Consider the following 23,563-nt stretch of genomic DNA (forward strand, 5'->3'; position numbering starts at 1 on the left):
CATGATGTACAGCAGATTGTCCCTCCCCGGCCGCGCCACTTCGCATTCGCCGTGGGCCGCGCAGCGCGGCCTAACCATGGTCGAGCTGATGGTGGCCATGGCCATCAGCGGCGTACTGGCACTGGCCGCTATCTCCGCCCTGGTGGTCAGCCGCCAGGGCTTCAGCACCGTGGATGCGGCCTCGCAATTGCGCGACAACGGGCGCTTCGCCACCGAGCTGATCCAGCGCCTGGGCGTGCAAAGCGGCTTCAAGGACGTGAACTTCGCCACGGCCGGCCGGATCACCAACCTGGCTGGCGCATCTTCCAACCCGGCGCCCAATATCTTCGGCTTCAACAACGCCGCCATCTCTGCCGCCGTGACCGCAGCCGGCACGGACCCGCTGTCCGGCTTGGCCAACGGCAGCGGCTCCTCCATCAACGGCAGCGACATCCTGGTGTTGCGCTACCAGACGGTCGAAACCTTCCCCGGCTCCGGCGTGGCCGACAAGTCAATGATCGACTGCTCCGGAAACGGTTCTGCCACAGCACCGTCCAGCAGGGACGACCGGCTGATCAGCATCCTGCATGTGCAGGTACCCATCGGCGACACCGAGCCGTCTCTGATGTGCACCACGCTGCTCCCTTCTAGCACCAACACCTACACCACCACCGCGCTGATCCGGGGCGTGGACACCTTCCAGTTGTTGTACGGCGCGGACGGCGTCACGCCGCTGACCGCGTCAACGATGCTGAACCCGTCGACCCCGGCTTCCGGCAACACCTACGGCTTCATGCCCAAGACCTTCATCCGGGCGGATCAGATGGTGGTCGGCGGCGACCCCGTCAGTGACCAGTCCTACAACAACTGGCGCCGCGTGCGCGCGCTGCGCATCGGCATGGTGTTGCGTGGGGCGCCCGGCTCGGCGCAGAACACCAGCGGCTCCTCCACCTTCTACGCGCTGGGCGCGGCGCCCTCAGCTTCCGGTGCGGGCGTCGGAACCGCGCTTTCTTCCACCACCGACACCGGCACCCGCCTGACACCTGCTTCGGACGGCCGCTTGCGCCAGACGGTGACGTTCACGGTCCACCTGCGCAACGAACAAGGAAGCTGAGATGCCGCGCCACAGCACCCTTCACCGCCCGACCGCGTACCGGCAGCGCGGCGCCTCGCTGATCATGATCATGCTGATTCTGATCGTGGTTTCCATTGTCGGCGTCGGCGGCATCCAGATCGCCATGATGAGTGAGCGCAGCGCGCGCAATGACCGCGACATGCAGGTCGCCTGGCAGGCGGCCGAAGAAGGCCTGATTGACGCCGAGAACGACATCACCGGCCCCGCCACCTCCACCCGCCGCGACAAGTTCGACTCCAAGAACATCAGCGTGTTCATTGCCGGTTGTGGCACCGGGGATGCCGTGGGACTGTGCTCTATGGTCACTTCCGGCAAGCCTGCCTGGTTGACGGTGGACTTCACCAGCAACACCAACACCGCTTACCTGGGCCAGTTCACCAGCCGCACGTTGCCCAATGCCGGTAGCGCCGCAAGCAAGGGGGTGCAGCCCTTCCGCGCGCCGAACTATGTCGTTGAGCCTATCGCCGACACCTGGCTGGAGCGCAATATGAGCGTCCCCAGCTCGCTCTATGTTTACCGCGTCACCGCCATGGGTTTTGGCCCGCGCCAAGACATACAGGCCGTCGTGCAAATGATTTACCGCCCCTGAAACGGAGCCCTCCATGAACACCCTTGACCCCAAATTGCAATGGCTGCGTGATCGACGGTTGTTGAGCTGGCCGGTGCTTGCCGGCCTGATTGTGGTCTCCGCCATCGTGATCGGCGCCGGCGTGGCTACCGCGCCCAATATCAAGGCCGTCAACCTGTCGGCCGACCCGTTGTACGCCGCCGCCACCGCAGACAAGCCCACCATCGCGCTGGCCCTGTCAGTGGAATTCCCGACCGTGGGCGCGCTGTACGTGCAAACGCCCAACACCGCCACCGACAACTCTTACAGCATCGCCGGCCCCAACGGCTATGGCTACATCGGCTACTACGACACCGAGAGCTGCTACGTCTACAACAACAGTCCCGCCGAGACCCCGGTCAGCCCGCAAACAACGTCGGACTACAAGCGGTTTGACCGCATAGGGCCGGCCAACAATCGCAAGTGCGCCGATGCCTTCAGCGGCAACTTCCTGAACTGGGTGTCCAGTTCGTCGGTGGACATCCTGCGCCTGTCGCTGTCCGGCGGCGACCGCTTCGTCGACACCGCGTCGATGACCATTTTGCAGCGCGCCGTGGTGCCCAATGGCGATGCCAGTTCGCGCTGCCTGATGAACAGCACCAACTTCCCGGAAAAGCAGTTGCTGCGCTCGCCTGGGGGCGGCCTGCCGGCCTTCTTTGGCGCCATCCCGCTGGCGCTCCAGACCGCCGCCGGCAGCAACGACCTGTGGGTTGCCAACACACTGAACCGCATTCTGTTCGGCACCACCAATGTGACCGCCACACAGCAGAACGATTGCTCTTCCGCCGCCACCAACAAATTCACACTGGGCGCAGCCTTCCCCGGCGTGACGGTGGGGTCCACCGCCTCCCTCGCCAGCCAGGTTCTGCCCGCTGACGCCACCGCCACCGCCGCCGCCAACGAAAACGGGTCCTGGACGACGACCGGCGTCAATGAGGTCTGGTTCGGCACCGGCACGGCCAGCACGGCCAATACGTGGAAGGTGACGATCGTCAACGCCGGCACCTACACCTGCAACACAGCCACCTTCGGCACTCCGGCCAGCGGCACCCGCAGATGCTACGTGCGCCCCCTGTTGAGCACCGATAACTACTTCTTCGCCCGGGCCCAGGTCTGCAACGCTGCGGCCTATCCCTGGGTATCGGGAACCACTTACGCCGTGGGCGATGTGCGCTCCTATAGCGGCGTGAACTACGTTCGCAAGGTGGCCGGCGCCGGCACCACCATTCCCTCCAGCGATGGCACCAACTGGGACGCCACCTTCACCCCAGCAACGTCCTGGGTCAGCGGCACCACCTACGCGGTAGGCGACGTTCGCTCCTATAGCGGGGCCAACTACATCCGCACGGTGGCCGGCGCCGGCACCACCATCCCGTCCAGCGACACCGCCAACTGGAGCGTCACGTCCACCACGGCAGCGGTGTGGGTCAGTGGCACCACCTACGCGGTGGGTGACATCCGCGCCAGCGCATTGAACGGCCAGACCTACGTGCGCACCGCCGCCGGCGCCGGCACCACCGACCCTTCCAGCGACACCAGCAATTGGGCACTGAGGAATTCCATCAGCGGCCTGCAAGACATCCGCGACCCCGGCATTTTCATCAACAACGCCACCGGCCTGTGCCAGCAGTATCCCAACGGCAACTACAAGCCGGTGGGCGCCATCCAGAAGTACAGCGACCAGCTGCGCATCGCGGCCATGAGCTACGTGATCGAGACGCCGCACGTCACCAGCCCGGGCTCCGGTCGCCAGGGTGGCGTGCTGCGCGCGCCCATGAAGTACGTGGGCCCCATCGCCTACGACATCAACGGCCTGTCCACCGGCACCAATTCGGCCGCCGAATGGAACGCCAACACCGGCGTGCTCAACCCCAACCCCGACGGTGACACCACCTATAACAAGAGCGGCGTGATCAACTACCTGAACCAGTTCGGGCGCACCTCCACGGCTGCGGGCGCGTTGATCACCGAAGGCCACTACAAGTACTACGACCCCTTGGGCGAGCTGTACAACGACACGCTGCGCTACCTGCAGGGCATGCAGGCCATGGTCCCCCACAGCAGCAGCGCCATCACCGCATCCCACGAGGACGGCTTCCCCATCACCAAGACCTGGACCGATCCGTATGGCGGCGGCCGCAGCACCACGGGGGACTACTCCTGCCAGCGCAGCAACATCGTGGTGATCGGTGACAACAACACCGCCGAGCCCACGCGCATGGCCGCTGTGGACCTGACCAACAACGTCCCGGATTTCTCCTACAGCGCCGGTTGGACCAAGACGGTCTATGACTTCGAGAACAAGACCGCGCTAGCCACCTACCGCGACGGGCAGAATGTCAGCCGCAGCGCCACCAACCCCAACAGCGCCAACGGCTCCGTGCCCAACCGCCCCATCATCGGCATGGCCTATTGGGCGCACACGCACGACATCCGGCCCGGCACCACTTGGACCACCGGTGGCTCCACCGTGACATTGTCCGCCTCTGCTGCAGCACTCGCACGCCCAGGCCTGCGGGTGAAAACCTTCACCTTTGACGTCAACGAGTTCGCGACCCAGTCCGTGGACGCCACCCGGCGCACGTCCAACCAGATGTTCCTGGCCTCCAAGTACGGCGGCTTCGAGTCCGCCGCCAACGTGGACAAGAACCCGTACAACACCAAGGGCAACCCGTTCTACGAGGACGACAACACCACCGCCAACAACAACGTCTGGCAGGATTTCCCGGTGGCGCCCAGCACCTCTGCGCGGCGCGGCTCGGACGGCAGCCTGGGCGAGGCCAACACTTATTACCTGAACAGCGGCAATGCCAAGGACGTGCTGGGCGCCTTCACCGAGATCTTCAAGCGCGCTGGCGCCGCGGCCCGAAGCATCGCCAGCGCTGCGGTCCAGAACAAGAACCTGACCACGGCCGGCGACACGGTGTACCAGGGCACCTTCGACACCTCCGACTGGAGCGGCGACCTGCTGGCCATTCCCATCAGCGTCAGCGGCACCAGTACCGTCAGTTTCAGCAATTCCGTTTTCAGCTGGACAGCGGCGGCGCGCATGTCGGCGGCCAGCTCGCCATCGACCACCCGCAACATCGTGGCCGGCATCGCGCCCGCCGGCTCGACCGGATTCAACGCCATCCCCTTCACCTGGGTCAACGTCAACGGCACCGCCCTGGGCACCGACCTGGCCAAGCTGACACCGGCCTCCACCGCCGATGGCTATGCGCAGGACCGGTTGAACTACCTGCGCGGCGACAAGACCAAGGAAGGCAACCCCTTCAGGCCACGCAACAAGCTGCTGGGTGACATCATCAACTCTGGCGTGGTCTATTCCGGCACGCCCACGCTCGTCACTACGAGCACCAGCTATGCCTCCTTCTACGGCACCAATTCCGGGCGCACTCCGGCCGTGTTCGTGGGCGCGAACGACGGCATGATGCACGCCTTCAACGCCGTCACCGGTGACGAACTGTTCGCCTACATCCCGAGCTGGATGGGGCCCAAGCTGGCCGCCCTGACCGACGCGGGCTACAACAACAACCACCAGGTTTACGTCGACGGGCCGCCACAGGTGGGCGAGGCCCAAGTGGCCAACTCAGGCGCCGGCACCGACTGGAAGACTGTGCTGGTGTCCGGCACCGGCGGTGGGGGGCGCGGCGTGTTCGCGCTGGACGTCACCAACCCCGCCAGTTTCGGCACCAGCAAGGTGATGTGGGAGTTCACACAGAACGACGACGCCGACATGGGGTACGTGATGGGCCGACCCATCATCGCCAAGATCAATACCGCCGGCCCCGCCGGAGCGCCCGTGTACCGATGGTTCGCCGTAGTGGCCAGCGGTGTCAACAGCTATGTGGCCAAGAACAGTGCCAACCTGTACGGCGATGGCAGCCCCACCATCTTCCTGCTGGCGCTGGACAAGCCTGCCGCCACGGCCTGGGCCCTTGGCACCAACTACTTCAAGGTGAACATGCCCTTTGACGCCACGCTCGCAGTGACCATGGCGCCGGGCATCATCAATGCGGGGCCGGTGTTCAGCCGCACGGATGGCAGCATGACGCAGTTGTATGTGGGCGACCTGCACGGCAACGTCTGGAAGCTGGACTTCGCACCCTGGGCCTCAGGCGACTGGACGGCTGACAACCTGTCGTCGTTCAAGAACAGCGGTGCCGCCTTGCCCTTCTACATCGCCAAGGATGGCGCCGGCAACCGCCAGCCCATCGTGGCAGCTCCCACTATCATCGCCGGCCCCACACCCGCCTCGCGCTATGTCCTGTTTGGCACCGGCAAGTACATGGAGGTCGCTGACAAGAGCACTACCAGCACCCAGTCTGTCTACGCGCTGTATGACAGCGGCAGTTCGGTGGCGGACTCCTCCCCCGCCGGCTCGGCCATCATCAGCGGACGCGCCCGTTTGCAGGCGGGCACCGTCAGCACCTCGGCGTTCACCATCACGGTGCCGGCCTTCAAGTGGGGCCGCGCCATGTCGGACGCGGACACCAGCCAGCGTTCCGGATGGTATTTCGATTTCGCCACCAGTGGTGAGCGCCAGAGCGGCACCGCCCAGGTGGTGGGCAACTATGCGATTTTCGGCAGCCTGATCCCAGGTTCCTCCAGCGTCGGCGCGGCCTGCGTGGCCGGCGGCGGCAGCGGCAACCAGTACGTGGTTAACATTGACAGTGGCAACGGCAGCTTCACGACCTCCACCGTTGGCATTACCGGTGAGCCACTGGTGTTGAACATTTCCACTGCCACCACCACCAGTACCACCACACCCACGGGCACCAATGACAATACGGGCAGGCGGCTCAGGACGACGACCTCCGTTTACTTCTCGCCAGGCTCGGGTGGGCTCAGTACCGGCGTCAAGCAGTCCAACACCGTTGTCGTCGGCCGCATGAGCTGGCGCCAGATCAACAACTACCAGGATTTGAAGAACGAATGAAATCCCTACACACTCGCAAGCAGTCGGGCTTCACCCTGATCGAGCTGATGATCGTGGTGGCCATCATCGGCATCCTGGGGGCCATCGCCTACCCGGCCTACACCAAGTCGGTGCTCAAGGGCAAGCGTGCCCAGGGGCGCACCGCGCTGGTCGAGTTGATGCAGCAACAGGAGCGTTACATGACGCAGTACAACTGTTACCAGCAGTTCAGCAACTCGTCGGGCACCGCGACGGCGGTCGCCTCGTGCGGCCTGTCGCCGTCGCCGGTGCCATTCAAGACCTTCTCGGGCGACAGCACCAGCAATGCCGCCTATTGGCTGTCTGCCGGCTCATGCCCGGGGACACCCACCCCGGCCGCCAACGAATGCGTGCAGGTGACGGCCACGCCGGTGACGGGGAACTCCGACTCGGATGTAGGCACCATCAGCATGACCAGCACAGGCCAGAAGTTATGCAACAACCCGGCCGGAGCTGCAATCGCCTCGAGTTCCAGCACCTTCAAACTGTGCTGGCCATGAACATCCGGCGGCGCCCGGTGCGCGGTTTCTCTCTGATCGAGCTGATGGTGACCGTCGCGATCGCGGCCATCCTGATGATGGTGGCGGCGCCCAATCTGGTGACGTTCAAGCGCAACTCCGACCTCACGGCGGCGGCCAATGCGCTGCTGGCTTCCATCAACGCCGCCCGCGGCGAGGCCATGAAGCGCGGCCAAAATGCAATGGTGGTGCCGACCAACAACGGCACCGACTGGAACACCGGCTGGGTGGTGTTCGTGCACAAGCTCAGCGGTGCCGCCAGCACCTGGGCTTATGACGCCGCCAACGACGTCACCGTGCAGCAGCAAGAGGCCATGCCCAGCTACATCACGGTGACGGGCATTGGCAGCGCCACGGCGGGCAACAGCACGCCCTTCCTGATGTTCGATTCCTCGGGCTTCAACAAGGACAAGGGCGGCAACTTCGTCGCCTCGGTGGTGTCCATCGCGCGCAATGATGTCCCCAGCGCGCTGACGAGCAAAGAAACCCGGTTGATCATCATCTCCCGCTCGGGACGTGCCCGCGTGTGCACCCCGACTTCCGCCACGGACGCCAACTGCAACTCCGGGTTGCCGCAGTGAGCGCGGCGGCAGCCGCTTGCTGATCTCTTGGCCATGAACCCCACGCCCATGGAGTTGGCGCTGGCGCTGGCACGTCAGGCGCTGCGCCTGTCCAACCCCAACCCCCGCGTAGGCTGTGTCATCGTATCCAGCGACGGCGCCACGGTGCTGGGCCAGGGCCACACCCAGCGCGCCGGTCAGGCCCATGCCGAGGTGATGGCGTTGCGTGACGCCGCCGAACGCGGCCAGTCCGTCGCCGGCGCCACCGCCTACGTCACGCTGGAGCCCTGCTCCCACCAGGGTCGCACCGGTCCCTGCTGCGACGCGCTGGTGGCCGCTGGCATTGCCCGGGTGGTGGCCGCCCTGCCCGACCCGAACCCCCAGGTGGCCGGCCGTGGCTTTGAGCGCCTGCGCGCGGCCGGCGTGGCGGTGGAAGTCGGCCCCGGCGCGGCCGAATCGCGCGAACTCAACATCGGTTTTTTCAGCCGCATGCTGCGCGGCACGCCCTGGGTGCGCCTGAAGGTGGCGGCCTCGCTGGACGGCCAGACCGCGCTGGACAACGGCGCCAGCCAGTGGATCACCGGCGAAGCCGCGCGCGCCGACGGCCACACCTGGCGCGCCCGCGCCTGCGCGGTGCTGACCGGCATAGGCACGGTGCTGGAAGACAACCCGCGCCTGGACGTGCGGCTGGCCGACACGCCACGCCAACCGCACCTGGTGGTGGTGGACAGTCGGCTGGAAACGCCGCTGGACGCTGCGCTGCTCGCACCCCAGCGCCAGTTGTTCATCTACTGCGCGGCGCCAGACGCAGCCCGTCAGGCCGCCTTGCAGGCGCGCGGCGCCACCGTCATCGCCCTGCCCGGCCCGCATGGCAAGGTGGACCTGGCAGCCATGCTGCGCGACCTGGCGCAACGCGAGGTCAACGAGTTGCATGTGGAGGCCGGCCACAAGCTCAACGGCTCGCTGGTGCGCGAGGGCCTGGTGGATGAATTACTGGTCTACCTGGCGCCCAAGCTGCTGGGCGCCGGCCGCGGCATGGCGCAGTTCGGCCCGCTGAGCGAGCTGGCCCAGGCACTGCCGCTGACCTTCACCGCCACCGACGCAGTGGGGCCAGACCTGCGCATCGTCGCCCGGGTGACTGGGCGCGACTGCTTCTGAGGGGTTTCCCGCGCGGGCGCCGGCTTCGCCAGAGGTTCCCTGCGACAATCCCGGCATGTTCACTGGCATCATCACCGCTGTAGGCGGCATCAGCGCCGTGCGCGACCTGGGCGCATCGGCTGCATTCGGCAAGACCCTGCAAGTCAGCTGCCCCAGCGGCTACCTGGACGACGTCGGCCTGGGCGACAGCATCGCCATCAACGGCGCCTGCATGACCGTCACCACGCTGGACGCCAAGGCAGGCTGGTTCACGCTGGACATTTCCGCCGAATCACTGGACAAGACCAGCGGGCTGGACCGTACCGGCCCGGTCAACCTGGAAAAAGCACTGCGCGCGCACGACCGGCTGGGCGGCCATATCGTCTCCGGCCATGTCGACGGCCTGGGCCAGGTGACGCATTTCGCCCAGGTGGGCGAGAGTTGGGAGCTGCGCATCCTGGCCCCTGCCGCATTGGCCATGTACCTGGCTTACAAGGGCTCCGTCACCGTCAACGGCGTCAGCCTGACGGTCAACCGGGTGGCGGACCTGCCCGCCGGCTGCGAGATCAGCATCAACCTGATCCCGCACACGGTGGACAACACCGCCTTGGGCAGCCTGGTGGCTGGCAGCCGCGTGAACCTGGAAATCGACCTGATCGCGCGCTACGTGGAACGCATGCTCAGTATGGGCGCCAAGCCCTAGATTGCACGGCCCCCGCCTACACCGTTGTGTGGGCAACGGCACAGAAGCTTTGAACACACCTCTCGAGCATGGGTGCTGTGAACGTCGTCTACCGCGACGTGCCACACACCCACTGTTTGCATCAAGGAGAGTCAGCATGAACAAGGACCAAGTCAAAGGCACCGTCAAGAAGGCGGCCGGCAAAGTACAAAAGGAAACCGGCAAGTTGACCGGCAGCGTGTCGCAGGAGATCAAGGGCCAGGCACGCGAAATTGAAGGCCAGGCTCAGAAGAACCTGGGTGACGCCCGCGAAGCCGCTAAGGACATCGCCAAGTCGACCAAGCCCTGACCCTGCAACAGGGTGGCCGCTGCCCTGGGCGCTAAGCGTTCGGGGCAGTTGGCCAGGCCCTAAGGGCGCTCAGCTCGCGTTGCTGCCAGCGCCGTTTCCAAACAAGGAATTGTCGCCTTCGGGGCTGGCCTCGTTGCGCGCATTCTTGCCTGCTTTGGGCCTGTGCTTGCCATCGCCAGCCCCGGCTTCAGGGGCAAAAGGCTGATCCTGCGCAGATTGCGGCATCGGTTGGGTGTCGCTGGCTTGCTCCGGCTTGCCGCCGGGCCGCTTGGTGGTGGGCTGGCCCACCAGCGAATTGTCGATTGCGGACATGGCTTTGTTCCTTCATGTGGTCCCCCATGGTAGGCAGGCCCTGGTCGCGCCGGCATAGGACGCATTCACAGGTGCAAGTAGGACAAACGGCATCCAGCCTCATCGCTCAGCGCAAACGATAAGATACCCACCACCGCGACAAGCGCCGGCCAGTTGGGCCGCGGGCGTGGACCGCATGAAGGATGACCTATGCCAGCCGGCAACACGCTGCTCAAGTCCAGCGCGCAGAACGACCTGAATTCCGACTATGCCGGCATCGCGGAGCTGTGGGCCAACGAAGCCGCGCTGGCCGGGTACAACGCCGACATCGTGGTCAAACTGTCGCGGCATGCACCGGGGGCACGGCGGGTGCTGGAATTCGGCGCCGGCATCGGCACCTTGGCGCGCGGGTGGGCGCAAAAGACCGGCGTGCAGCCCGAATGCCTGGAAATCGACACCCGCATGCGCCAGGTGCTGGCCGAGCGTGGCCTGGTCTGCCATGCCTCACTGGCGTCCGTGGGCGGCGATTTCGACGTCATCTACACCTCCAATGTGCTGGAGCACATCGAGGACGATGTGGCGGCGCTGACAGCGCTGAAGTCCCATCTCAAACCGGGCGGCATGCTGGCCATCTATGTGCCGGCCTTCATGGCGCTGTACTCGGAATTCGACGCTGCCATCGGCCACTACCGGCGCTACGAGAAGGCTGAATTGCGCGAAAAACTCCAGCGCGCCGGCTACGACATTGTCGAATGCACCTATGCCGACAGCATAGGGTTCTTGGCCTGGCTGTCGGTGAAGTGGCGCAAGCGCCAGTCCGTGGGCGACCAAAGCGGGGCCTTGCGGGTCTACGACCGCTACATTTTCCCCGTCAGCAAACTGCTGGACGCCGTGGGTTTTCGCCATCTGTTCGGCAAGAACCTGCTGGTGATCGCCCGCAACCGGTCCGCCTAGGGCCCAGGCCCTAGCAACCCCACGCCTGCCAACATGGCTGCCGCCGGTAAAATGGCGTGTCCCGGCCTGTTAGAGCCCGATTGAAAGACCCCCATGAACGCAAGGCTCCCTGTAGGCATTTCCCCGGTGGAAGACATCGTGGCCGACATGCGCGCCGGCCGCATGGTGGTGCTGGTGGACGAGGAAGACCGCGAAAACGAGGGCGACCTGGTGCTGGCCGCCGACCACGTGACGGCGGACGCCATCAATTTCATGGCCCGCTTCGGCCGCGGCCTGATCTGCCTGACCCTGACGCGCGAGCGCTGCGAGCATCTGCGCCTGCCGCCCATGGCGGCGCGCAACGGCACCAAGCACAGCACCGCCTTCACCGTCTCCATCGAGGCGCGCGAGGGCGTCACCACCGGCATCTCGGCGGCCGACCGCGCCCGCACCGTGCAGGCCGCCGTGGCCAAGGACGCCCGGGCCGACGACCTGGTGCAGCCCGGCCACATCTTTCCGCTGCAGGCCGTGGACGGCGGCGTGCTGATGCGCGCCGGCCACACCGAGGCCGGCTGCGACCTGGCCGCCATGGCTGGCTGCTCACCCGCGGCGGTGATCTGCGAGATCATGAAGGACGACGGCACCATGGCCCGCCTGCCCGACCTGCAGGTGTTCGCCGCCGAGCACGGCCTGAAGATCGGCACCATTGCCGACCTGATCGAATACCGCAGCCGCAATGAATCGCTGGTGAAGAAGCTCGGCACCCGGCTGCTGAAGACCGCCTATGGCACCTTCACGCTGCACGCCTTTCGCGACCAGCCCGGCCAGGCCGTGCACCTGGCGCTGGTCAAGGGCGAATGGGGCCCCAACGACGCGGTGCCAGCGCGCGTGCACGAGCCGCTGTCGGTGCTGGACCTGCTGGAAGTCGGCCGCGCCATGCACAGCTGGAGCCTGGACGCCTGCCTGGCGCGCGTCAACGCCGAGGGCAAGGGCGTGGTGGTGTTGCTGAACTGCGGCGAAAGCCCCGAGCAGCTGCTGGCCCAGTTCGAAGGTGCCGATTGCGCCAGCCACGGCCCCAGCCAGGAGCGCATGGACCTGCGCACCTACGGCATAGGCGCGCAGATCCTGCGCGAATGCGGCGTGCAGAAAATGCTGCTGATGGGCAGCCCGCGTCGCCTGCCCAGCATGACTGGCTATGGGTTGGAAATCGCCGGTTACCTGCAGCAGTAAAACCCCCGTCCCCTCTTACACCAGAACAACAGGAACCCCCCATCATGTTTGGCGCAGACAAAGGCGATATTGACGCCGCCAGCCAGTTGCTCAACGGCAAGCGGCTCACCATCGGCATCGTGCAGGCGCGCTTCAACGAAGGCATCACCAACGCACTGGCCGCCGCCTGCAAGGCCGAGCTGGCCGAGTTGGGCGTGCAGGAGAAAAACATCGACCACGTGCTGGTGCCCGGCGCGTTGGAGGTGCCGGTGATGCTGCAGGCCCTGGCCGAGAAGACCAAATACGACGCGCTGATCGCGCTGGGTTGCATCATCCGCGGCGAGACCTACCATTTCGAGCTGGTGGCCAACGAATCCGGCGCCGGCGTGTCGCGCGTGGCGCTGGACTACCAGGTGCCCATCGCCAACGCCATCCTGACCACCGAAAACCTGGAGCAGGCCGTGGCCCGCCAGACCGACAAGGGCCGTGACGCCGCCCGCGTGGCGGTGGAAATGGCCAACCTGCTGGAAGAAGTCCTATGAGCGAGTCGTCCCACCCCTCTTCCAAACGCCCGCCGCGCCAAACGCGCACCGGGCTGACCGCCACCGGCGCGCGCAAGGCCGCCAGCAAGAACAACCGCAGCCGCGCGCGCGAATTCGCGCTGCAAGGCCTGTACCAGTCGCTGGTGGGGGGCAACCCCGCTGCGGATGTGGACGCTTTCACGCGCGACCTGGCCGGCTTCAGCAAGGCCGACTCGGCCCACTACGACACGCTGCTGCACGGCTGCATCACCGAAGCCGACGCGCTGGACGCGCTGATCACCCCGCGCCTGGACCGCCCGCTGGCTGAAATCTCGCCCATAGAGCGCGCCGCTATGTGGATAGGCGCCTACGAGCTGAAACACTGCCTGGACGTGCCCTGGCGCGTGGTGCTCAACGAAAGCGTGGAGCTGGCCAAGGAATTCGGCGGCACCGACGGCCACAAGTACGTCAACGCGGTGCTCAACAGCCTGGCGCCCGAGTTGCGCGCCGCTGAGGTCAAGGCCGACCAGGCCGCGAAGCCGGCCTGACCGACCACCACCGTGCGAAACCGCCCCCGATGAGGATCTCCGCCCGCGCCCAGCGCATGGAGCCGTTCTACGTCATGGAGGTGGCCAAGGCCGCCACCGCCCTGGCGCGCGACGTCGCGCGCAGCGACTCGCCGATGCTGTTCCTGAACATCGGCGAGCCCGACTTCACCGCTGCCCCCTTGGTGGTGGAAGCCGCCCAGAAGGCGCTGCGCGACGGCGTCACGCAATACACCCAGGCCACAGGCCTGCCCCCATTGCGCGAGCGCATCAGCGACTGGTACCGCCAGCGTTTCGGCCTGGCGGTGCCGGCCAGCCGCATCGTCGTCACCGCCGGTGCCTCGGCCGCACTGCACCTGGCCTGCCTGGCCTTGCTGGAGCGCGGCGACAGCGTGCTGATGCCCGACCCCAGTTACCCTTGCAACCGCCAGTTCGTCGCCGCTGCCGAAGCACGGGCCCAGCTGATCGCCACCACGCCGGCAGAGCGCTTCCAGCTCAGCGCCGACAAGGTGGCCGCCAACTGGCAAGACCAGGCGGATGCCGACGGCTGGCGCAGCCGTGGCGTGCTGCTGGCTTCGCCGTCCAACCCCACTGGCACCTCCATCCATCCTGACGAGCTGCGGCGCATCCACGAGTTCGTCTCGGCCAAGGGCGGCATCACGCTGGTGGACGAAATCTACCTGGGGCTGAGCTTTGATGAGCAGTTTGGCCACAGCGCGCTAGCGCTGGACGACCAGCTCATCAGCATCAACAGCTTCAGCAAGTACTTCAATATGACCGGCTGGCGCCTGGGCTGGCTGGTGGTGCCCGAGGTGCTGGTGCCGGTGGTGGAGCGGCTGGCGCAAAACCTGTTCATTTGCCCCAGCACCGTGGCGCAGCATGCGGCGCTGGCCTGCTTCGAGGCCGACAGCCTGGCCGAGTACGAGCGCCGCCGCGCCGAGTTCAAGGCGCGGCGCGACTTCTTCATCCCGGCGCTGAACGACATCGGGTTGACCGTGCCCGTGATGCCCGACGGCGCCTTCTACGCCTGGGCCGACTGCTCGGCCGCCTGCGCCAAGCTGGGGCTGAAGGACAGCTGGGAATTCGCCTTCGACATCATGCGCCGCGCCCACGTGGCGGTGACGCCGGGGCGCGACTTTGGCAGCGACAGCACCGGGCGGTTCGTGCGCTTTTCCACCGCCAGTTCGATGGCCACGCTGGCAGAGGCTGCGGCACGGCTGAAAACAGCATTGGCATGAACGCGGAAAGCACGACCAAGCCCCCATTCCAGTGGCCAGTGCGGGTGTACTGGGAAGACACCGACGCCGGTGGCATCGTCTTCTACGCCAACTACCTGAAGTTTTTCGAGCGTGCCCGCACCGAATGGCTGCGCGCCTTGGGCGTGGAGCAGCAAAAGCTGCGCGAGGCCAGCGGCGGCATGTTCGTGGTCAGTGAAACCACGGTCAAATACCACTTTCCGGCCCGGCTGGACGATGCCCTGACAGTTACCGCCCATTTACAGAATCTGGGCCGCGCATCCATGACAATAGCGCAAAGCGCCTTCCTGTCGGCCAATCCGCAGGCTGGCCCGTTGTGCGAAGGCACGATACGCATAGGCTGGGTGGAGGCCGCCACGTTGAAACCCGCCAGAATCCCGCAAACCATCCTGGATACCCTTCTCACATGACGCAAGACTTGTCCATCTTCAACCTGGTGCTGCATGCCAGCCCGGTGGTGCAATTGGTCATGCTGCTGCTGATATTCGTCTCGGTCACCAGCTGGGCCGCCATCTTCCGCAAGCTGTTCACGCTGGGCAAGCTCAAGGGCCAGAACGAGGAGTTCGAGAAGAACTTCTGGTCCGGCACCAGCATCAACGACCTGTTCAATGCCGCCACCCGCTCCGGCGCGGACACCGCGTCCATGGAACGCATCTTCGCCAGCGGCATGCGCGAATTCCAGAAGCTGCGCGAGCGCCGCATCAGCGACGCCGCCACGCTGATGGACGGCGCCCGCCGCGCCATGCGCGCCAGCTTCCAGCGCGAGATGGACGTCATCGAGTCCAACCTGTCCTTCCTGGCCTCGGTCGGCTCGGTATCGCCCTATGTGGGCCTGTTTGGCACGGTGTGGGGCATCATGCACGCCTTCAGCGGCCTGGCCAGCCTGCAGCAGGTGACGCTGGCCACCGTGGCCCCGGGCATCGCCGAGGCGCTGGTGACCACCGCCGTGGGCCTGTTTGCCGCCATTCCGGCGGTGGTGGCCTACAACCGCTTCGCTCGCGACATCGACCGCGTGGCCATCAAGCTGGAGACCTTCATCGAGGAGTTCTCCAACATCCTGCAGCGCAACCTGGCTGCGCAACCGGCGCCCACAGCGTCGACCACGCGCTGAACCGCAGAGGGACCACCACATGCCCGCCCTTGTCAGCCGTGGCCGCGGAAGGCGCACCATCAACGAGATCAACATGGTGCCCTTCATCGACGTGATGCTGGTGCTGCTGATCATCTTCATGGTCACCGCGCCGCTGATCACCCCCAGCATGATCGACCTGCCCAGCATGGGCAAGGCCGCCAAGCAGCCCGACCAGGTGGTGCAGGTGATTGTGGACAAGGACGAAACCCTGCGCTTGAAGACGCCCGAGCAGACCCGCCCGGTGGCGCTGGCCGACCTGGCCGCCGCCGTGAAAAAGCTGCAGACCGGCCAGGGCAACGCGGCTGTGGTCATCAGCGCCGACCGCAGCGTCAAGTACGAGCTGGTGGTGAAGGTGATGGACACGCTGCAGCGCGCCGGCGCCCAGCGCGTGGGCCTGTCGGTGCAACTGGCCAATTAGCACATATTGGCCGGGCCATGAACGCCGCCATACACCTCCACAGCCGGGTCCACGAACGCCTGGAGTTCGCACCGCCACAGCAGCGCGGGCTGTTGCGCGCGCTGGGCCTGGCCATCCTGGCGCATGCGCTGTTGGTGGCCGGCCTGTCGCTGAGCGTGCAATGGAAGAGCGAAGCGCCCACGGTGGCGGTGGAGGCCGAGCTGTGGTCCGCCGTGCCGCAGCAGGCCGCTCCCAAGCTGGAAGCGCCGCCGCCCGAGCCGGAACCCGAACCCCAACCCCAGCCGCAAAAAGTCGCTGAGCCCGAGCCCGCCCCCACCCCGCCGGTGCCCGACCCGGCCATCGTGCTGGAGAAGGAAAAGAAGCGCAAGGCCGCCGAGGACCAGGCACGCCAGCAGCAACTGCTGCTGCAGCAAAAGCAGGAAGCCGACAAGAAGCGCCTGCAAAAACTGGAGCAGGAGCGGCTGGAAAAAGAAAAGAAGGACAAGAAGCTCGCCGAGGAAAAACGCCAGGCCGAGCAGGACAAGCTCAAGCAGACGCAAAAGGACAAGGCCAAGACCCAGGAAGACGCCAAGAAGCTGGAAGCCCAGCGCCGGGAAAATGTGAACCGCATGATGGGCCTGGCCGGCGGCACCGGCGCGCCCACCTCTACCGGCACGGCGCAAAAATCCTCTGGCCTGTCGGCCAGCTACGCCGGCAAGATCGTCGCGCGGGTGCGGCCCAACATCGTCTTCACAGACGACGCGGTCGGCAACCCATCCGCCGTGGTGCGCGTGCGCACCGCCCCGGACGGCACCATCGTGGGCAAGCAGCTGATCACGTCCAGCGGTGTCAAGGCCTGGGACGACGCGGTATTGCGCGCGCTGGACAAGACCGAGACGCTGCCCAAGGACATCGATGGCCGCGTGCCGGCCACGATAGACATAGGCTTCAAGCCCAAGGACTGAGCCTGCGGCCCTGCGGTCTCACGGAAACTGCACGTAGGGCCCCGCCGGCACCTTGTCCGGCGGCACCCAGGCCGGCGCCGGCTGCCCGGCCGGGCCCAGCGAACGCGTGTACTGGTACAGCGCCTTCAGGTCCGTGTCGCTCATGGCATGCACATTGAACCAGGGCATAGGCGGGCGTGGCTTGAAGCTGCGCGCGGTGGCCAGCCACTGCGCTTGCGTCATGTTGGCCATGTACAGCCGCAGGTTGCTCGGGTAGGTGGTGCCCCAGGGGCCGCGCCAGCCCAGGCCGTCACCGGTGAGCCACAGCTTTTCATCCACCTTGCCGGCGCTCTGGATGTAGCCAGGCGTGTGGCAGTCGTTGCAGCCGGCGGTCTGCGCCAGGTAACGCCCGCGGGTGACCAGCACCTTGTCGTAGCCCTTGGGCGGCTCGGCCGCCACGCTGTCGCCGGCGGCAGCCAGCACCAGCAATGGCCACACCAGGCGCGCGGCGCGCGCCAACAGATGGTTTCTCATGTGTACTCCTTGTGTGTCAGGGATTGGGATTGCTCTGCGGCTTGCGGGCCGCCTCCACCAGCGCGCGTATGGCCCAGCGCTTGACCTTGCGGGCCTCTGCTTCGTCCATTTGCAGCACGTCCTTGAAGACAATCATGGCCTCGGTGCCGACGATCAGCGCCAGCGCGCGGCTCAGCGTCTTCAGCATGGCGGGGCTGAACTGATCACGCGAAGGCGCCAATGCGGCATCGATCAACGGCGAGCGCCGGTTCTGGCGTATCGGCAGCGCCGGGTCCGCGCCGGGGTTGACACCCCGCTGCAGCGCGTGCGCCAGCATCATGCGAAACGGCGCGTCGTTGGCGACAAACAGGTCGTGCATGCTGGCATCCACCCGCTCCATGCGCTGCACGGCGTCGGTGCTGGCCATGCCGGCAAAGATGGCCTCGGGCTCGGGCATGCTCACGTCCAGCGCCGCCTCGTGGTGCAAGGCCTCCACGCTGGGAAAGTAGCGGTAGGCGGTAGCCCGCGACACCATCGCTTCCTGGGCGATCTCCTCCAGGTTGGGCGTGATGCCGCGCTTGAGCAGACGCGCCGCCGCCTGCAGCAGCTCCTTGCGGGTGCGCCGCTTCTGGTTGGCGCGCCCCGAGGTGTCGGTGTCAGCCATGCGTTCAGTCCTGCGGCAGTTGCTGCATCACGGCGCCGATGTCCACCCACACGTTCTCGCGCCGGATGTCACCACTGCTGCCAAATTCGATCACGTGCAGCAGGCGAAACGCCAACGGCCGGTCACGCCCCTCCAGGCCGAACGGCCGGCCGGGCGCCTTGCCGCTCCACATGGCGTCGTCCACCATGAAGCCCTCGCCATACAGGCGGCGCAGCGATTTGACCTGGCCGTCGGCCAGGTCGGAAAACAAGGTTTCGTAAAACGGGCGCGCGGCCTCGCGGCCATGCACCGGGCCGGTGGGCCAGCCCACCACATCGTGCTCGACGTCGTGCGACAACGTGGCCAGCACACCCGCCACGTCGTCGCGGGCTTCAAATCCGAAGTGCTCATCGAGCTTGCGGTCCATTTCCGCCGGTGTCATGCCCATGTCAATGCTCCAGTCTGGTTGGGATGGAGTGAATATTAATAAGACAAATATCTCATGTCAATACAAAAGTATCAAAACGAGATAACGTCCAGTTATAGCGCTGAAAAATCGTCCGCCCATGGCTGCGCCACCAGCAGCGGGGCCGGAAACGTCAACAGGCAGGGATGGCCGCCCGTGGGCGGCCAGAGAATCAGGCGGCTTCGCGCACCGCGCCGTGCGCCAGCGCCATCACATCGTGCGGGTGCAGGTCTTTCAGCTTGTGGTCGCTCCACACCTGGCGCCAGCGGCGCGCACCGGGCAGGCCCAGCCGCAGGCCCAGCATGTGGCGGGCAATGCTGGCCCAGGGCGTGCCGTATTGCGCCTGTCGTTGGGCCATGTAGTCGCACATCTGCGCCTCGACCTGCTCGCGCGTCAGGCCGGACTCGGGTTCGCCGAAAAAGGCGCTGTCCCACTCGGCCAGCCACCAGGGGTTGTGGTACGCCTCGCGGCCCAGCATCACGCCGTCCAGGTGCTGCAGTTGCTCGGCGACCTGCTCGGTGGTGGTGAGGCCGCCGTTGATGGCAATGGTCAGGTGGGGAAAGTCTTTCTTCAGCTGGTGCACCACCTCGTAGCGCAGCGGCGGAACCTCGCGGTTGGCCTTGGGGGACAAGCCCTTCAGCCAGGCATTGCGGGCGTGGACGATGAACACCTCGCAACCCGCCTCGGCCACGGTGCCGATGAAATCGCGCACAAACTCATAACTCTCGGTCTTGTCGATGCCAATGCGGTGCTTCACCGTCACCGGCAGCGTGGTGGCGTCGCGCATGGCCTTCACGCCATCGGCAACCAGTTGCGGCTCGGCCATCAGGCAGGCGCCAAAGGCGCCGCGCTGCACCCGCTCGCTGGGGCAGCCGCAGTTCAGGTTGACCTCGTCATAGCCCCACTGCTGGGCCAGCTTGGCGCACTGGGCCAGTTCACCCGGCTCGCTGCCGCCCAGCTGCAGCGCCACCGGGTGCTCTTGCTCATTGAAATCCAGGTGGCGCGGCACGTCGCCATGCAGCAGTGCGCCGGTGGTCACCATCTCGGTGTACAGCAGTGCGTGGCGTGACAGCAGGCGGTGGAAATAACGACAGCCGCGATCAGTCCAGTCCATCATCGGCGCCACGCTCAGGCGCCAAGGGCTGTAAGTGCTTGATTTTTCAGTGTTCATGGGGTCAGGGATGCCCCAATTTTCGCCGAAATCTGCGCCTGGCATGGCGCGCAGGGGCTTGCCCGGCCGGGATCAGGCGCGGGCCAAGCGCCCAGCCGTCGCCCGCACCTGGGGCAGCTCAGTCATCCGCCACCTGAACCACCCGGTTGCGGCCCTGCTCCTTGGCCTGGTACAGGCCCCTGTCGGCGCGCTCCAGGATGGTCATGCTGTCGGACACCTTTGTGGTGGTGGCCACGCCTATGCTGACGGTGATGGGCTTCAGCACCCACCTGGAGGCCTGCACGGCCGCGCGTATGCGGTCAGCCACCAGCAACGCCGATTCGCGCGAGGTGTCGGGCAGCACCACGGCGAATTCCTCGCCGCCGTAGCGCGCCACATGGTCGTAGGTGCGGGCCTGGGCCTGCAGCACCAGCGCCACCTGCTGCAAGGCCTCGTCGCCGGCCAGGTGGCCGAACTCGTCGTTGTACAGCTTGAAGTGGTCGACATCGATGATGGCCAGCGACAGCGGCGAATGCGAGCGCTCGGTGCGGGAAGACTCCTCGTTCAGCACACGGTCAAAGGCGCGGCGGTTTTCCAACCCGGTCAGGCTGTCGGTGGCGCTCTGGCGGGCCAACACCTGGTTGATGTCTTCCAGCCGGCCCTGGTAGGCCTCCAGCTCGCGCTGGCGCCGGTCCTGCTCCTGGCGCTGGCGCTCCAGCGTGGCCATGGCGCGGCGCAATTCCAGCTGCGCCACCACCTGGCGGGCCAACGCCTGCAGGGCGTCCCGCTGGGCCGGGCTCAACTCGCGCGGCACCCGGTCCAGCACGCACAGCGTGCCCAGCGCCTCGCCCTCCATGGTGACCAGCGGCGCGCCGGTGTAGAAGCGGATGTTGGGGTCGCCGGTGACGATGGGGTTGCCCTTGAAGCGCTCGTCCTGCGACGCATCGGGCACCGTCAGCAACTCGCCCGGGTGCAGGATGGCGTGGGCGCAAAACGAGATGTTGCGCGGCGTCTGCGTGAACTCCAGCCCCACCTTGGATTTGAACCACTGCCGGTCGTCGTCCACCAGCGATACCAACACGATGGGCACGTCGCAGATGTAGGCCGCCAGCTTGGTGATGTCGTCAAACGCGCGTTCGCGCGGCGTGTCCAGCACGTCGTACAGCCGCAGCGTCGACAGACGCTTGCTCTCATTGGCAGGCTGTGGTGCTTCCATGGATCGGCCGTCAGTGGGTGGTGCAGCCAGCATGGTAACGGTTTCGCCAAAGTCAGGGCAAGAAAAGGCCCTTGTACTGCTCGCGCAACAGGTTCTTCTGCACCTTGCCCATGGTGTTGCGCGGCAGCTCGGCCACCACGAAGCAGCGCTTGGGGATCTTGAAGTTGGCCAGCCTGGCCTTCAGTTCGGCCAGCAGCGCTTCGGGGTTGGGCGCGGCACCGGGCTTGGCGATCACCAGCGCCACCCCCACCTCGCCAAAATCGGCATGCGGCACGCCCACCACCGCGCTCTCGGCCACGCCCGGCATCTCGTTGATGTAACCCTCGATCTCGGCCGGGTAGACGTTGTAGCCGCCGCTGATGATCAGGTCCTTGCTGCGCCCCACCAGCACCACGTAACCGCGTGCGTCCACCTGGCCGACATCGCCGGTCTTGAAGTAGCCGTCGGCGGTGAAGTCCTCGGCGGTCTTCTCCGGCATGCGCCAGTAGCCCTTGAACACATTGGGGCCCTTGACCTGGATGCCACCAATCTCCCCCACGCCCAGCGGCTTGCCATCGTCGTCCTGCACCCGCAGGCTGACGCCGGGCAGCGGGAAGCCCACGGTGGCGCCCCGCCGCTCGTCCTGGTTGCCATGGCGCGGGTCGGCCCGGTAGGGGTTGGAGGTCAGCATCACCGTCTCGCTCATGCCGTAGCGCTCCAGGATGGTGTGGCCGGTGCGGCGCTGCCATTCGGTGAAGGTCTCGATCAGCATCGGCGCCGAGCCGGAGATGAACAGCCGCATGTGCCGCGTCGCCTCGGGCGTCAGCCCGGGCTCGCCCAGCAGCCGCACGTACAGCGTGGGCACGCCCATGAACAGCGTGGCGCGCGCCATCCGCTCCAGCACCAGCCTGGGCTCGAACTTGCTGAGCCACAGCATCTTGCTGCCATTGAGCAGCGCGCCGTGGATGGCCACGAACAGCCCATGCACGTGGAAGATGGGCAGCGCGTGGATCAGCACGTCATCCTTGCGCCAGCCCCAGTAGTCCTGCAGCACCTGCGCGTTGCTCAGCATGTTGCCGTGCGTCAGCATGGCGCCCTTGCTGCGCCCGGTGGTGCCGCTGGTGTACAGGATGGCGGCCAGGTCATCCGCCGCACGGCGCACCGGCGTGTGCTGGTCGCTGCAATGCGCGGCGCGCTGCAGCAGCGAGCCGCTGCGGTCGTCCCCCAGCGTGAACACGCTGTTGGCCCCGGCCTGGAAGGCGATCTTGCTGACCCAGCTGAAGTTCTTCGGGCTGCACACCACCACGGCCGGCTCGGCGTTGCCGATGAAGTATTCGATCTCGCCGCTCTGGTAAGCGGTGTTCAGCGGCAGGTACACGTAGCCCGCACGCAGCGTGGCCAGGTACAGCAGCATGCATTCCACCGACTTTTCCACCTGCACCGCCACCCGCGCGCCGGACTCCAGCCCCAGCGAATCCAGCAGATTGGCCAGCATGGCAGTGGCGCGCTCGATGTCGCGCCAGCTGTAGTTCAGGCCGTTGTCGGTCTCCACCGCGACTGCGTCGAGATCGGCTGGGAAGCCGGCGCGCAGGGCCGTGTACAAATTGTGGTCGGCTTGCGGGCCGGGTGTCGTTGCTGCTGACGGCATGCTTGTCTCGCTGTTTTTTTTGGAACTCAGTTGGCGAACTTCGGCTTTCGCTTTTCCAGAAATGCCTGGATGCCTTCACGGTGCTCGGCGCTGTCGGCATAAGCATAAGCGTCCGGCGGAGATTCGGCTATCAGGCCGCGCAAGGTCCGCTTGTTGACGCGTGCCGCCTGCGGCGCCAGCATGCACACGCGCTGCACGGCGGCGTCGGCTTCCACCGCCAGGCCGTTGTCCGGCACCACGGCGCTGAGGAAACCCCGCGCATCCATCTGCTCGGCGCTGAACACCGCTGCTTCCAGCAGCATCTGTCGCGCCGTCACCGCGCCGGCTTCGCGCAGCACCAGCTGTGCCTCGCGCGGCGCCATGGGGAAGCCCAGCTTGGCAATCGGCGCGCCGAAGCGGGCAGAGGTGCCGGCCAGGCGGATGTCGCAGCAGCTGGCGATCTCCACGCCTGCGCCCATGCAATTGCCCTCAATGGCAGCGACGATGGGCAGGTCGCAGGCCAGCATGGCGGCCAGACCGCCCCACACATCGTCTTCATGGAAGGCGCGCAGGCTGGCCTCAACGAAGCGGAACTCGGGGTATTCGGCAATATCGCCACCGGCGCAGAAGTGGCCACCCTGCCCTTGCACCAGCACGCAGCGCAGCGCCGCATCGGTCTGCGCCGCCTCGAACACCGCGCGCAACTGGCGCCACATGGCGCGCGTCATGGCGTTGAACTTCGGCGCGTGGCTCAGCGTGACCCGCAGCACCGGGCCCACCCGCTCGCTGACGATGCTGCCACTGCTGCTGGTCATGG

General features: G+C 66.3%; 25 protein-coding genes. 17 read left to right on the forward strand and 8 right to left on the reverse strand.

The genetic code is table 11. The annotated features are described in order from the left end of the window. Position 1: 1 nt before the first annotated feature. The 8 genes from AC1DX2_RS03955 to AC1DX2_RS03990 all read left to right on the forward strand — a co-directional run bounded on the left by AC1DX2_RS03955 (position 2) and on the right by AC1DX2_RS03990 (position 9,924). Positions 2–1,093, forward strand: coding sequence for a PilW family protein (locus tag AC1DX2_RS03955; RefSeq protein WP_477194982.1), 1,092 nt, complete (start codon positions 2–4; stop codon positions 1,091–1,093). A 1-nt stretch (position 1,094) separates the two neighbouring features. Continuing rightward, complete coding sequence (locus AC1DX2_RS03960; RefSeq protein ID WP_477194983.1) at positions 1,095–1,703, forward strand: pilus assembly PilX family protein; 609 nt, start codon at positions 1,095–1,097, stop codon at positions 1,701–1,703. A gap of 13 nt (positions 1,704–1,716) precedes the next feature. After that, positions 1,717–6,660 (forward strand): pilus assembly protein, encoded by a 4,944-nt coding sequence (locus AC1DX2_RS03965; protein WP_477194984.1) that lies wholly within the window; start codon positions 1,717–1,719, stop codon positions 6,658–6,660. After that, complete coding sequence (locus tag AC1DX2_RS03970) at positions 6,657–7,178, forward strand: type IV pilin protein (RefSeq protein WP_477194985.1); 522 nt, start codon at positions 6,657–6,659, stop codon at positions 7,176–7,178. Before AC1DX2_RS03965 ends, AC1DX2_RS03970 begins: the two co-directional genes overlap by 4 nt. Next, positions 7,175–7,777 carry a GspH/FimT family pseudopilin gene (locus AC1DX2_RS03975; protein ID WP_477194986.1) on the forward strand — a complete coding sequence of 201 codons (603 nt, stop codon included), beginning with the start codon at positions 7,175–7,177 and terminating at the stop codon, positions 7,775–7,777. The genes AC1DX2_RS03970 and AC1DX2_RS03975 overlap by 4 nt, the downstream gene beginning before the upstream one ends. Positions 7,778–7,810: 33 nt before the next feature. Continuing rightward, entirely contained in the window at positions 7,811–8,914 is a 1,104-nt protein-coding gene (gene ribD, locus AC1DX2_RS03980) for a bifunctional diaminohydroxyphosphoribosylaminopyrimidine deaminase/5-amino-6-(5-phosphoribosylamino)uracil reductase RibD (protein WP_477194987.1), read from the forward strand. A 55-nt stretch (positions 8,915–8,969) separates the two neighbouring features. Next, positions 8,970–9,596: a riboflavin synthase gene (locus AC1DX2_RS03985; protein WP_477194988.1), complete on the forward strand. Its 627-nt coding sequence runs from the start codon at positions 8,970–8,972 to the stop codon at positions 9,594–9,596. Between the two features lie 136 nt (positions 9,597–9,732). After that, positions 9,733–9,924: a CsbD family protein gene (locus AC1DX2_RS03990; RefSeq protein ID WP_477194989.1), complete on the forward strand. Its 192-nt coding sequence runs from the start codon at positions 9,733–9,735 to the stop codon at positions 9,922–9,924. Between the two features lie 69 nt (positions 9,925–9,993). On the opposite strand, the gene AC1DX2_RS03995 is transcribed toward AC1DX2_RS03990, so the two are convergent. Beyond that, the gene (locus tag AC1DX2_RS03995; protein ID WP_477194990.1) at positions 9,994–10,236 is read right to left on the reverse strand and encodes a hypothetical protein; all 243 of its coding nucleotides are present in this window, start codon (positions 10,234–10,236) and stop codon (positions 9,994–9,996) included. A gap of 189 nt (positions 10,237–10,425) precedes the next feature. Between AC1DX2_RS03995 and AC1DX2_RS04000 the strand changes: the two genes are divergently transcribed. The 9 genes from AC1DX2_RS04000 to tolA all read left to right on the forward strand — a co-directional run bounded on the left by AC1DX2_RS04000 (position 10,426) and on the right by tolA (position 17,173). Beyond that, positions 10,426–11,169: a class I SAM-dependent methyltransferase gene (locus tag AC1DX2_RS04000; RefSeq protein WP_477194991.1), complete on the forward strand. Its 744-nt coding sequence runs from the start codon at positions 10,426–10,428 to the stop codon at positions 11,167–11,169. A gap of 93 nt (positions 11,170–11,262) precedes the next feature. Then, on the forward strand, positions 11,263–12,378 hold the full coding sequence (gene ribBA, locus AC1DX2_RS04005) for a bifunctional 3,4-dihydroxy-2-butanone-4-phosphate synthase/GTP cyclohydrolase II (RefSeq protein WP_477194992.1): 1,116 nt from the start codon (positions 11,263–11,265) through the stop codon (positions 12,376–12,378). Between the two features lie 44 nt (positions 12,379–12,422). Then, complete coding sequence (gene ribH, locus AC1DX2_RS04010; protein WP_477194993.1) at positions 12,423–12,899, forward strand: 6,7-dimethyl-8-ribityllumazine synthase; 477 nt, start codon at positions 12,423–12,425, stop codon at positions 12,897–12,899. Continuing rightward, positions 12,896–13,426: a transcription antitermination factor NusB gene (gene nusB / locus AC1DX2_RS04015; RefSeq protein ID WP_477194994.1), complete on the forward strand. Its 531-nt coding sequence runs from the start codon at positions 12,896–12,898 to the stop codon at positions 13,424–13,426. The genes ribH and nusB overlap by 4 nt, the downstream gene beginning before the upstream one ends. A gap of 29 nt (positions 13,427–13,455) precedes the next feature. Beyond that, the gene (locus AC1DX2_RS04020; RefSeq protein WP_477194995.1) at positions 13,456–14,661 is read left to right on the forward strand and encodes a pyridoxal phosphate-dependent aminotransferase; all 1,206 of its coding nucleotides are present in this window, start codon (positions 13,456–13,458) and stop codon (positions 14,659–14,661) included. Further along, positions 14,658–15,089 carry a tol-pal system-associated acyl-CoA thioesterase gene (gene ybgC, locus AC1DX2_RS04025; RefSeq protein ID WP_477194996.1) on the forward strand — a complete coding sequence of 144 codons (432 nt, stop codon included), beginning with the start codon at positions 14,658–14,660 and terminating at the stop codon, positions 15,087–15,089. The genes AC1DX2_RS04020 and ybgC overlap by 4 nt, the downstream gene beginning before the upstream one ends. Further along, entirely contained in the window at positions 15,086–15,790 is a 705-nt protein-coding gene (gene tolQ / locus AC1DX2_RS04030) for a protein TolQ (RefSeq protein WP_477194997.1), read from the forward strand. The genes ybgC and tolQ overlap by 4 nt, the downstream gene beginning before the upstream one ends. A gap of 19 nt (positions 15,791–15,809) precedes the next feature. Beyond that, positions 15,810–16,229: a biopolymer transporter ExbD gene (locus tag AC1DX2_RS04035; RefSeq protein WP_477194998.1), complete on the forward strand. Its 420-nt coding sequence runs from the start codon at positions 15,810–15,812 to the stop codon at positions 16,227–16,229. Positions 16,230–16,246: 17 nt separating this feature from the next. Next, on the forward strand, positions 16,247–17,173 hold the full coding sequence (gene tolA, locus AC1DX2_RS04040; protein WP_477194999.1) for a cell envelope integrity protein TolA: 927 nt from the start codon (positions 16,247–16,249) through the stop codon (positions 17,171–17,173). 18 nt (positions 17,174–17,191) lie between these two features. On the opposite strand, the gene AC1DX2_RS04045 is transcribed toward tolA, so the two are convergent. From AC1DX2_RS04045 to AC1DX2_RS04075, 7 genes are all read right to left on the reverse strand, one after another. Further along, a complete protein-coding gene (locus AC1DX2_RS04045; RefSeq protein ID WP_477195000.1) occupies positions 17,192–17,686 on the reverse strand; it encodes a c-type cytochrome in 495 nt (164 codons plus the stop codon). A 16-nt stretch (positions 17,687–17,702) separates the two neighbouring features. Continuing rightward, positions 17,703–18,329 carry a TetR/AcrR family transcriptional regulator gene (locus AC1DX2_RS04050; RefSeq protein ID WP_477195001.1) on the reverse strand — a complete coding sequence of 209 codons (627 nt, stop codon included), beginning with the start codon at positions 18,327–18,329 and terminating at the stop codon, positions 17,703–17,705. A gap of 4 nt (positions 18,330–18,333) precedes the next feature. Then, positions 18,334–18,756 (reverse strand): ester cyclase, encoded by a 423-nt coding sequence (locus tag AC1DX2_RS04055; RefSeq protein WP_477195002.1) that lies wholly within the window; start codon positions 18,754–18,756, stop codon positions 18,334–18,336. Between the two features lie 190 nt (positions 18,757–18,946). Further along, positions 18,947–19,945: a tRNA dihydrouridine(20/20a) synthase DusA gene (gene dusA / locus AC1DX2_RS04060; RefSeq protein WP_477195003.1), complete on the reverse strand. Its 999-nt coding sequence runs from the start codon at positions 19,943–19,945 to the stop codon at positions 18,947–18,949. 118 nt (positions 19,946–20,063) lie between these two features. After that, on the reverse strand, positions 20,064–21,140 hold the full coding sequence (locus tag AC1DX2_RS04065) for a sensor domain-containing diguanylate cyclase (protein ID WP_477195004.1): 1,077 nt from the start codon (positions 21,138–21,140) through the stop codon (positions 20,064–20,066). Positions 21,141–21,192: 52 nt separating this feature from the next. Then, positions 21,193–22,767: a malonate--CoA ligase gene (locus tag AC1DX2_RS04070; RefSeq protein WP_477195005.1), complete on the reverse strand. Its 1,575-nt coding sequence runs from the start codon at positions 22,765–22,767 to the stop codon at positions 21,193–21,195. A 26-nt stretch (positions 22,768–22,793) separates the two neighbouring features. Then, positions 22,794–23,561, reverse strand: coding sequence for an enoyl-CoA hydratase/isomerase family protein (locus tag AC1DX2_RS04075; RefSeq protein WP_477195006.1), 768 nt, complete (start codon positions 23,559–23,561; stop codon positions 22,794–22,796). Positions 23,562–23,563: the final 2 nt, after the last annotated feature.

Source organism: Hylemonella sp. P2_B10 (assembly GCF_056404875.1).

What these genes read in the sequence shown, in the direction of transcription:
- AC1DX2_RS03955 (WP_477194982.1), top strand. Translation starts at nt 2, where the DNA reads ATGATGTACAGCAGATTGTCCCTCCCCGGCCGCGCCACTTCGCATTCG.
- AC1DX2_RS03960 (WP_477194983.1), top strand. Translation starts at nt 1,095, where the DNA reads ATGCCGCGCCACAGCACCCTTCACCGCCCGACCGCGTACCGGCAGCGC.
- AC1DX2_RS03965 (WP_477194984.1), top strand. Translation starts at nt 1,717, where the DNA reads ATGAACACCCTTGACCCCAAATTGCAATGGCTGCGTGATCGACGGTTG.
- AC1DX2_RS03970 (WP_477194985.1), top strand. Translation starts at nt 6,657, where the DNA reads ATGAAATCCCTACACACTCGCAAGCAGTCGGGCTTCACCCTGATCGAG.
- AC1DX2_RS03975 (WP_477194986.1), top strand. Translation starts at nt 7,175, where the DNA reads ATGAACATCCGGCGGCGCCCGGTGCGCGGTTTCTCTCTGATCGAGCTG.
- ribD (WP_477194987.1), top strand. Translation starts at nt 7,811, where the DNA reads ATGAACCCCACGCCCATGGAGTTGGCGCTGGCGCTGGCACGTCAGGCG.
- AC1DX2_RS03985 (WP_477194988.1), top strand. Translation starts at nt 8,970, where the DNA reads ATGTTCACTGGCATCATCACCGCTGTAGGCGGCATCAGCGCCGTGCGC.
- AC1DX2_RS03990 (WP_477194989.1), top strand. Translation starts at nt 9,733, where the DNA reads ATGAACAAGGACCAAGTCAAAGGCACCGTCAAGAAGGCGGCCGGCAAA.
- AC1DX2_RS03995 (WP_477194990.1), bottom strand. Translation starts at nt 10,236, where the DNA reads ATGTCCGCAATCGACAATTCGCTGGTGGGCCAGCCCACCACCAAGCGG.
- AC1DX2_RS04000 (WP_477194991.1), top strand. Translation starts at nt 10,426, where the DNA reads ATGCCAGCCGGCAACACGCTGCTCAAGTCCAGCGCGCAGAACGACCTG.
- ribBA (WP_477194992.1), top strand. Translation starts at nt 11,263, where the DNA reads ATGAACGCAAGGCTCCCTGTAGGCATTTCCCCGGTGGAAGACATCGTG.
- ribH (WP_477194993.1), top strand. Translation starts at nt 12,423, where the DNA reads ATGTTTGGCGCAGACAAAGGCGATATTGACGCCGCCAGCCAGTTGCTC.
- nusB (WP_477194994.1), top strand. Translation starts at nt 12,896, where the DNA reads ATGAGCGAGTCGTCCCACCCCTCTTCCAAACGCCCGCCGCGCCAAACG.
- AC1DX2_RS04020 (WP_477194995.1), top strand. Translation starts at nt 13,456, where the DNA reads ATGAGGATCTCCGCCCGCGCCCAGCGCATGGAGCCGTTCTACGTCATG.
- ybgC (WP_477194996.1), top strand. Translation starts at nt 14,658, where the DNA reads ATGAACGCGGAAAGCACGACCAAGCCCCCATTCCAGTGGCCAGTGCGG.
- tolQ (WP_477194997.1), top strand. Translation starts at nt 15,086, where the DNA reads ATGACGCAAGACTTGTCCATCTTCAACCTGGTGCTGCATGCCAGCCCG.
- AC1DX2_RS04035 (WP_477194998.1), top strand. Translation starts at nt 15,810, where the DNA reads ATGCCCGCCCTTGTCAGCCGTGGCCGCGGAAGGCGCACCATCAACGAG.
- tolA (WP_477194999.1), top strand. Translation starts at nt 16,247, where the DNA reads ATGAACGCCGCCATACACCTCCACAGCCGGGTCCACGAACGCCTGGAG.
- AC1DX2_RS04045 (WP_477195000.1), bottom strand. Translation starts at nt 17,686, where the DNA reads ATGAGAAACCATCTGTTGGCGCGCGCCGCGCGCCTGGTGTGGCCATTG.
- AC1DX2_RS04050 (WP_477195001.1), bottom strand. Translation starts at nt 18,329, where the DNA reads ATGGCTGACACCGACACCTCGGGGCGCGCCAACCAGAAGCGGCGCACC.
- AC1DX2_RS04055 (WP_477195002.1), bottom strand. Translation starts at nt 18,756, where the DNA reads ATGGGCATGACACCGGCGGAAATGGACCGCAAGCTCGATGAGCACTTC.
- dusA (WP_477195003.1), bottom strand. Translation starts at nt 19,945, where the DNA reads ATGAACACTGAAAAATCAAGCACTTACAGCCCTTGGCGCCTGAGCGTG.
- AC1DX2_RS04065 (WP_477195004.1), bottom strand. Translation starts at nt 21,140, where the DNA reads ATGGAAGCACCACAGCCTGCCAATGAGAGCAAGCGTCTGTCGACGCTG.
- AC1DX2_RS04070 (WP_477195005.1), bottom strand. Translation starts at nt 22,767, where the DNA reads ATGCCGTCAGCAGCAACGACACCCGGCCCGCAAGCCGACCACAATTTG.
- AC1DX2_RS04075 (WP_477195006.1), bottom strand. Translation starts at nt 23,561, where the DNA reads ATGACCAGCAGCAGTGGCAGCATCGTCAGCGAGCGGGTGGGCCCGGTG.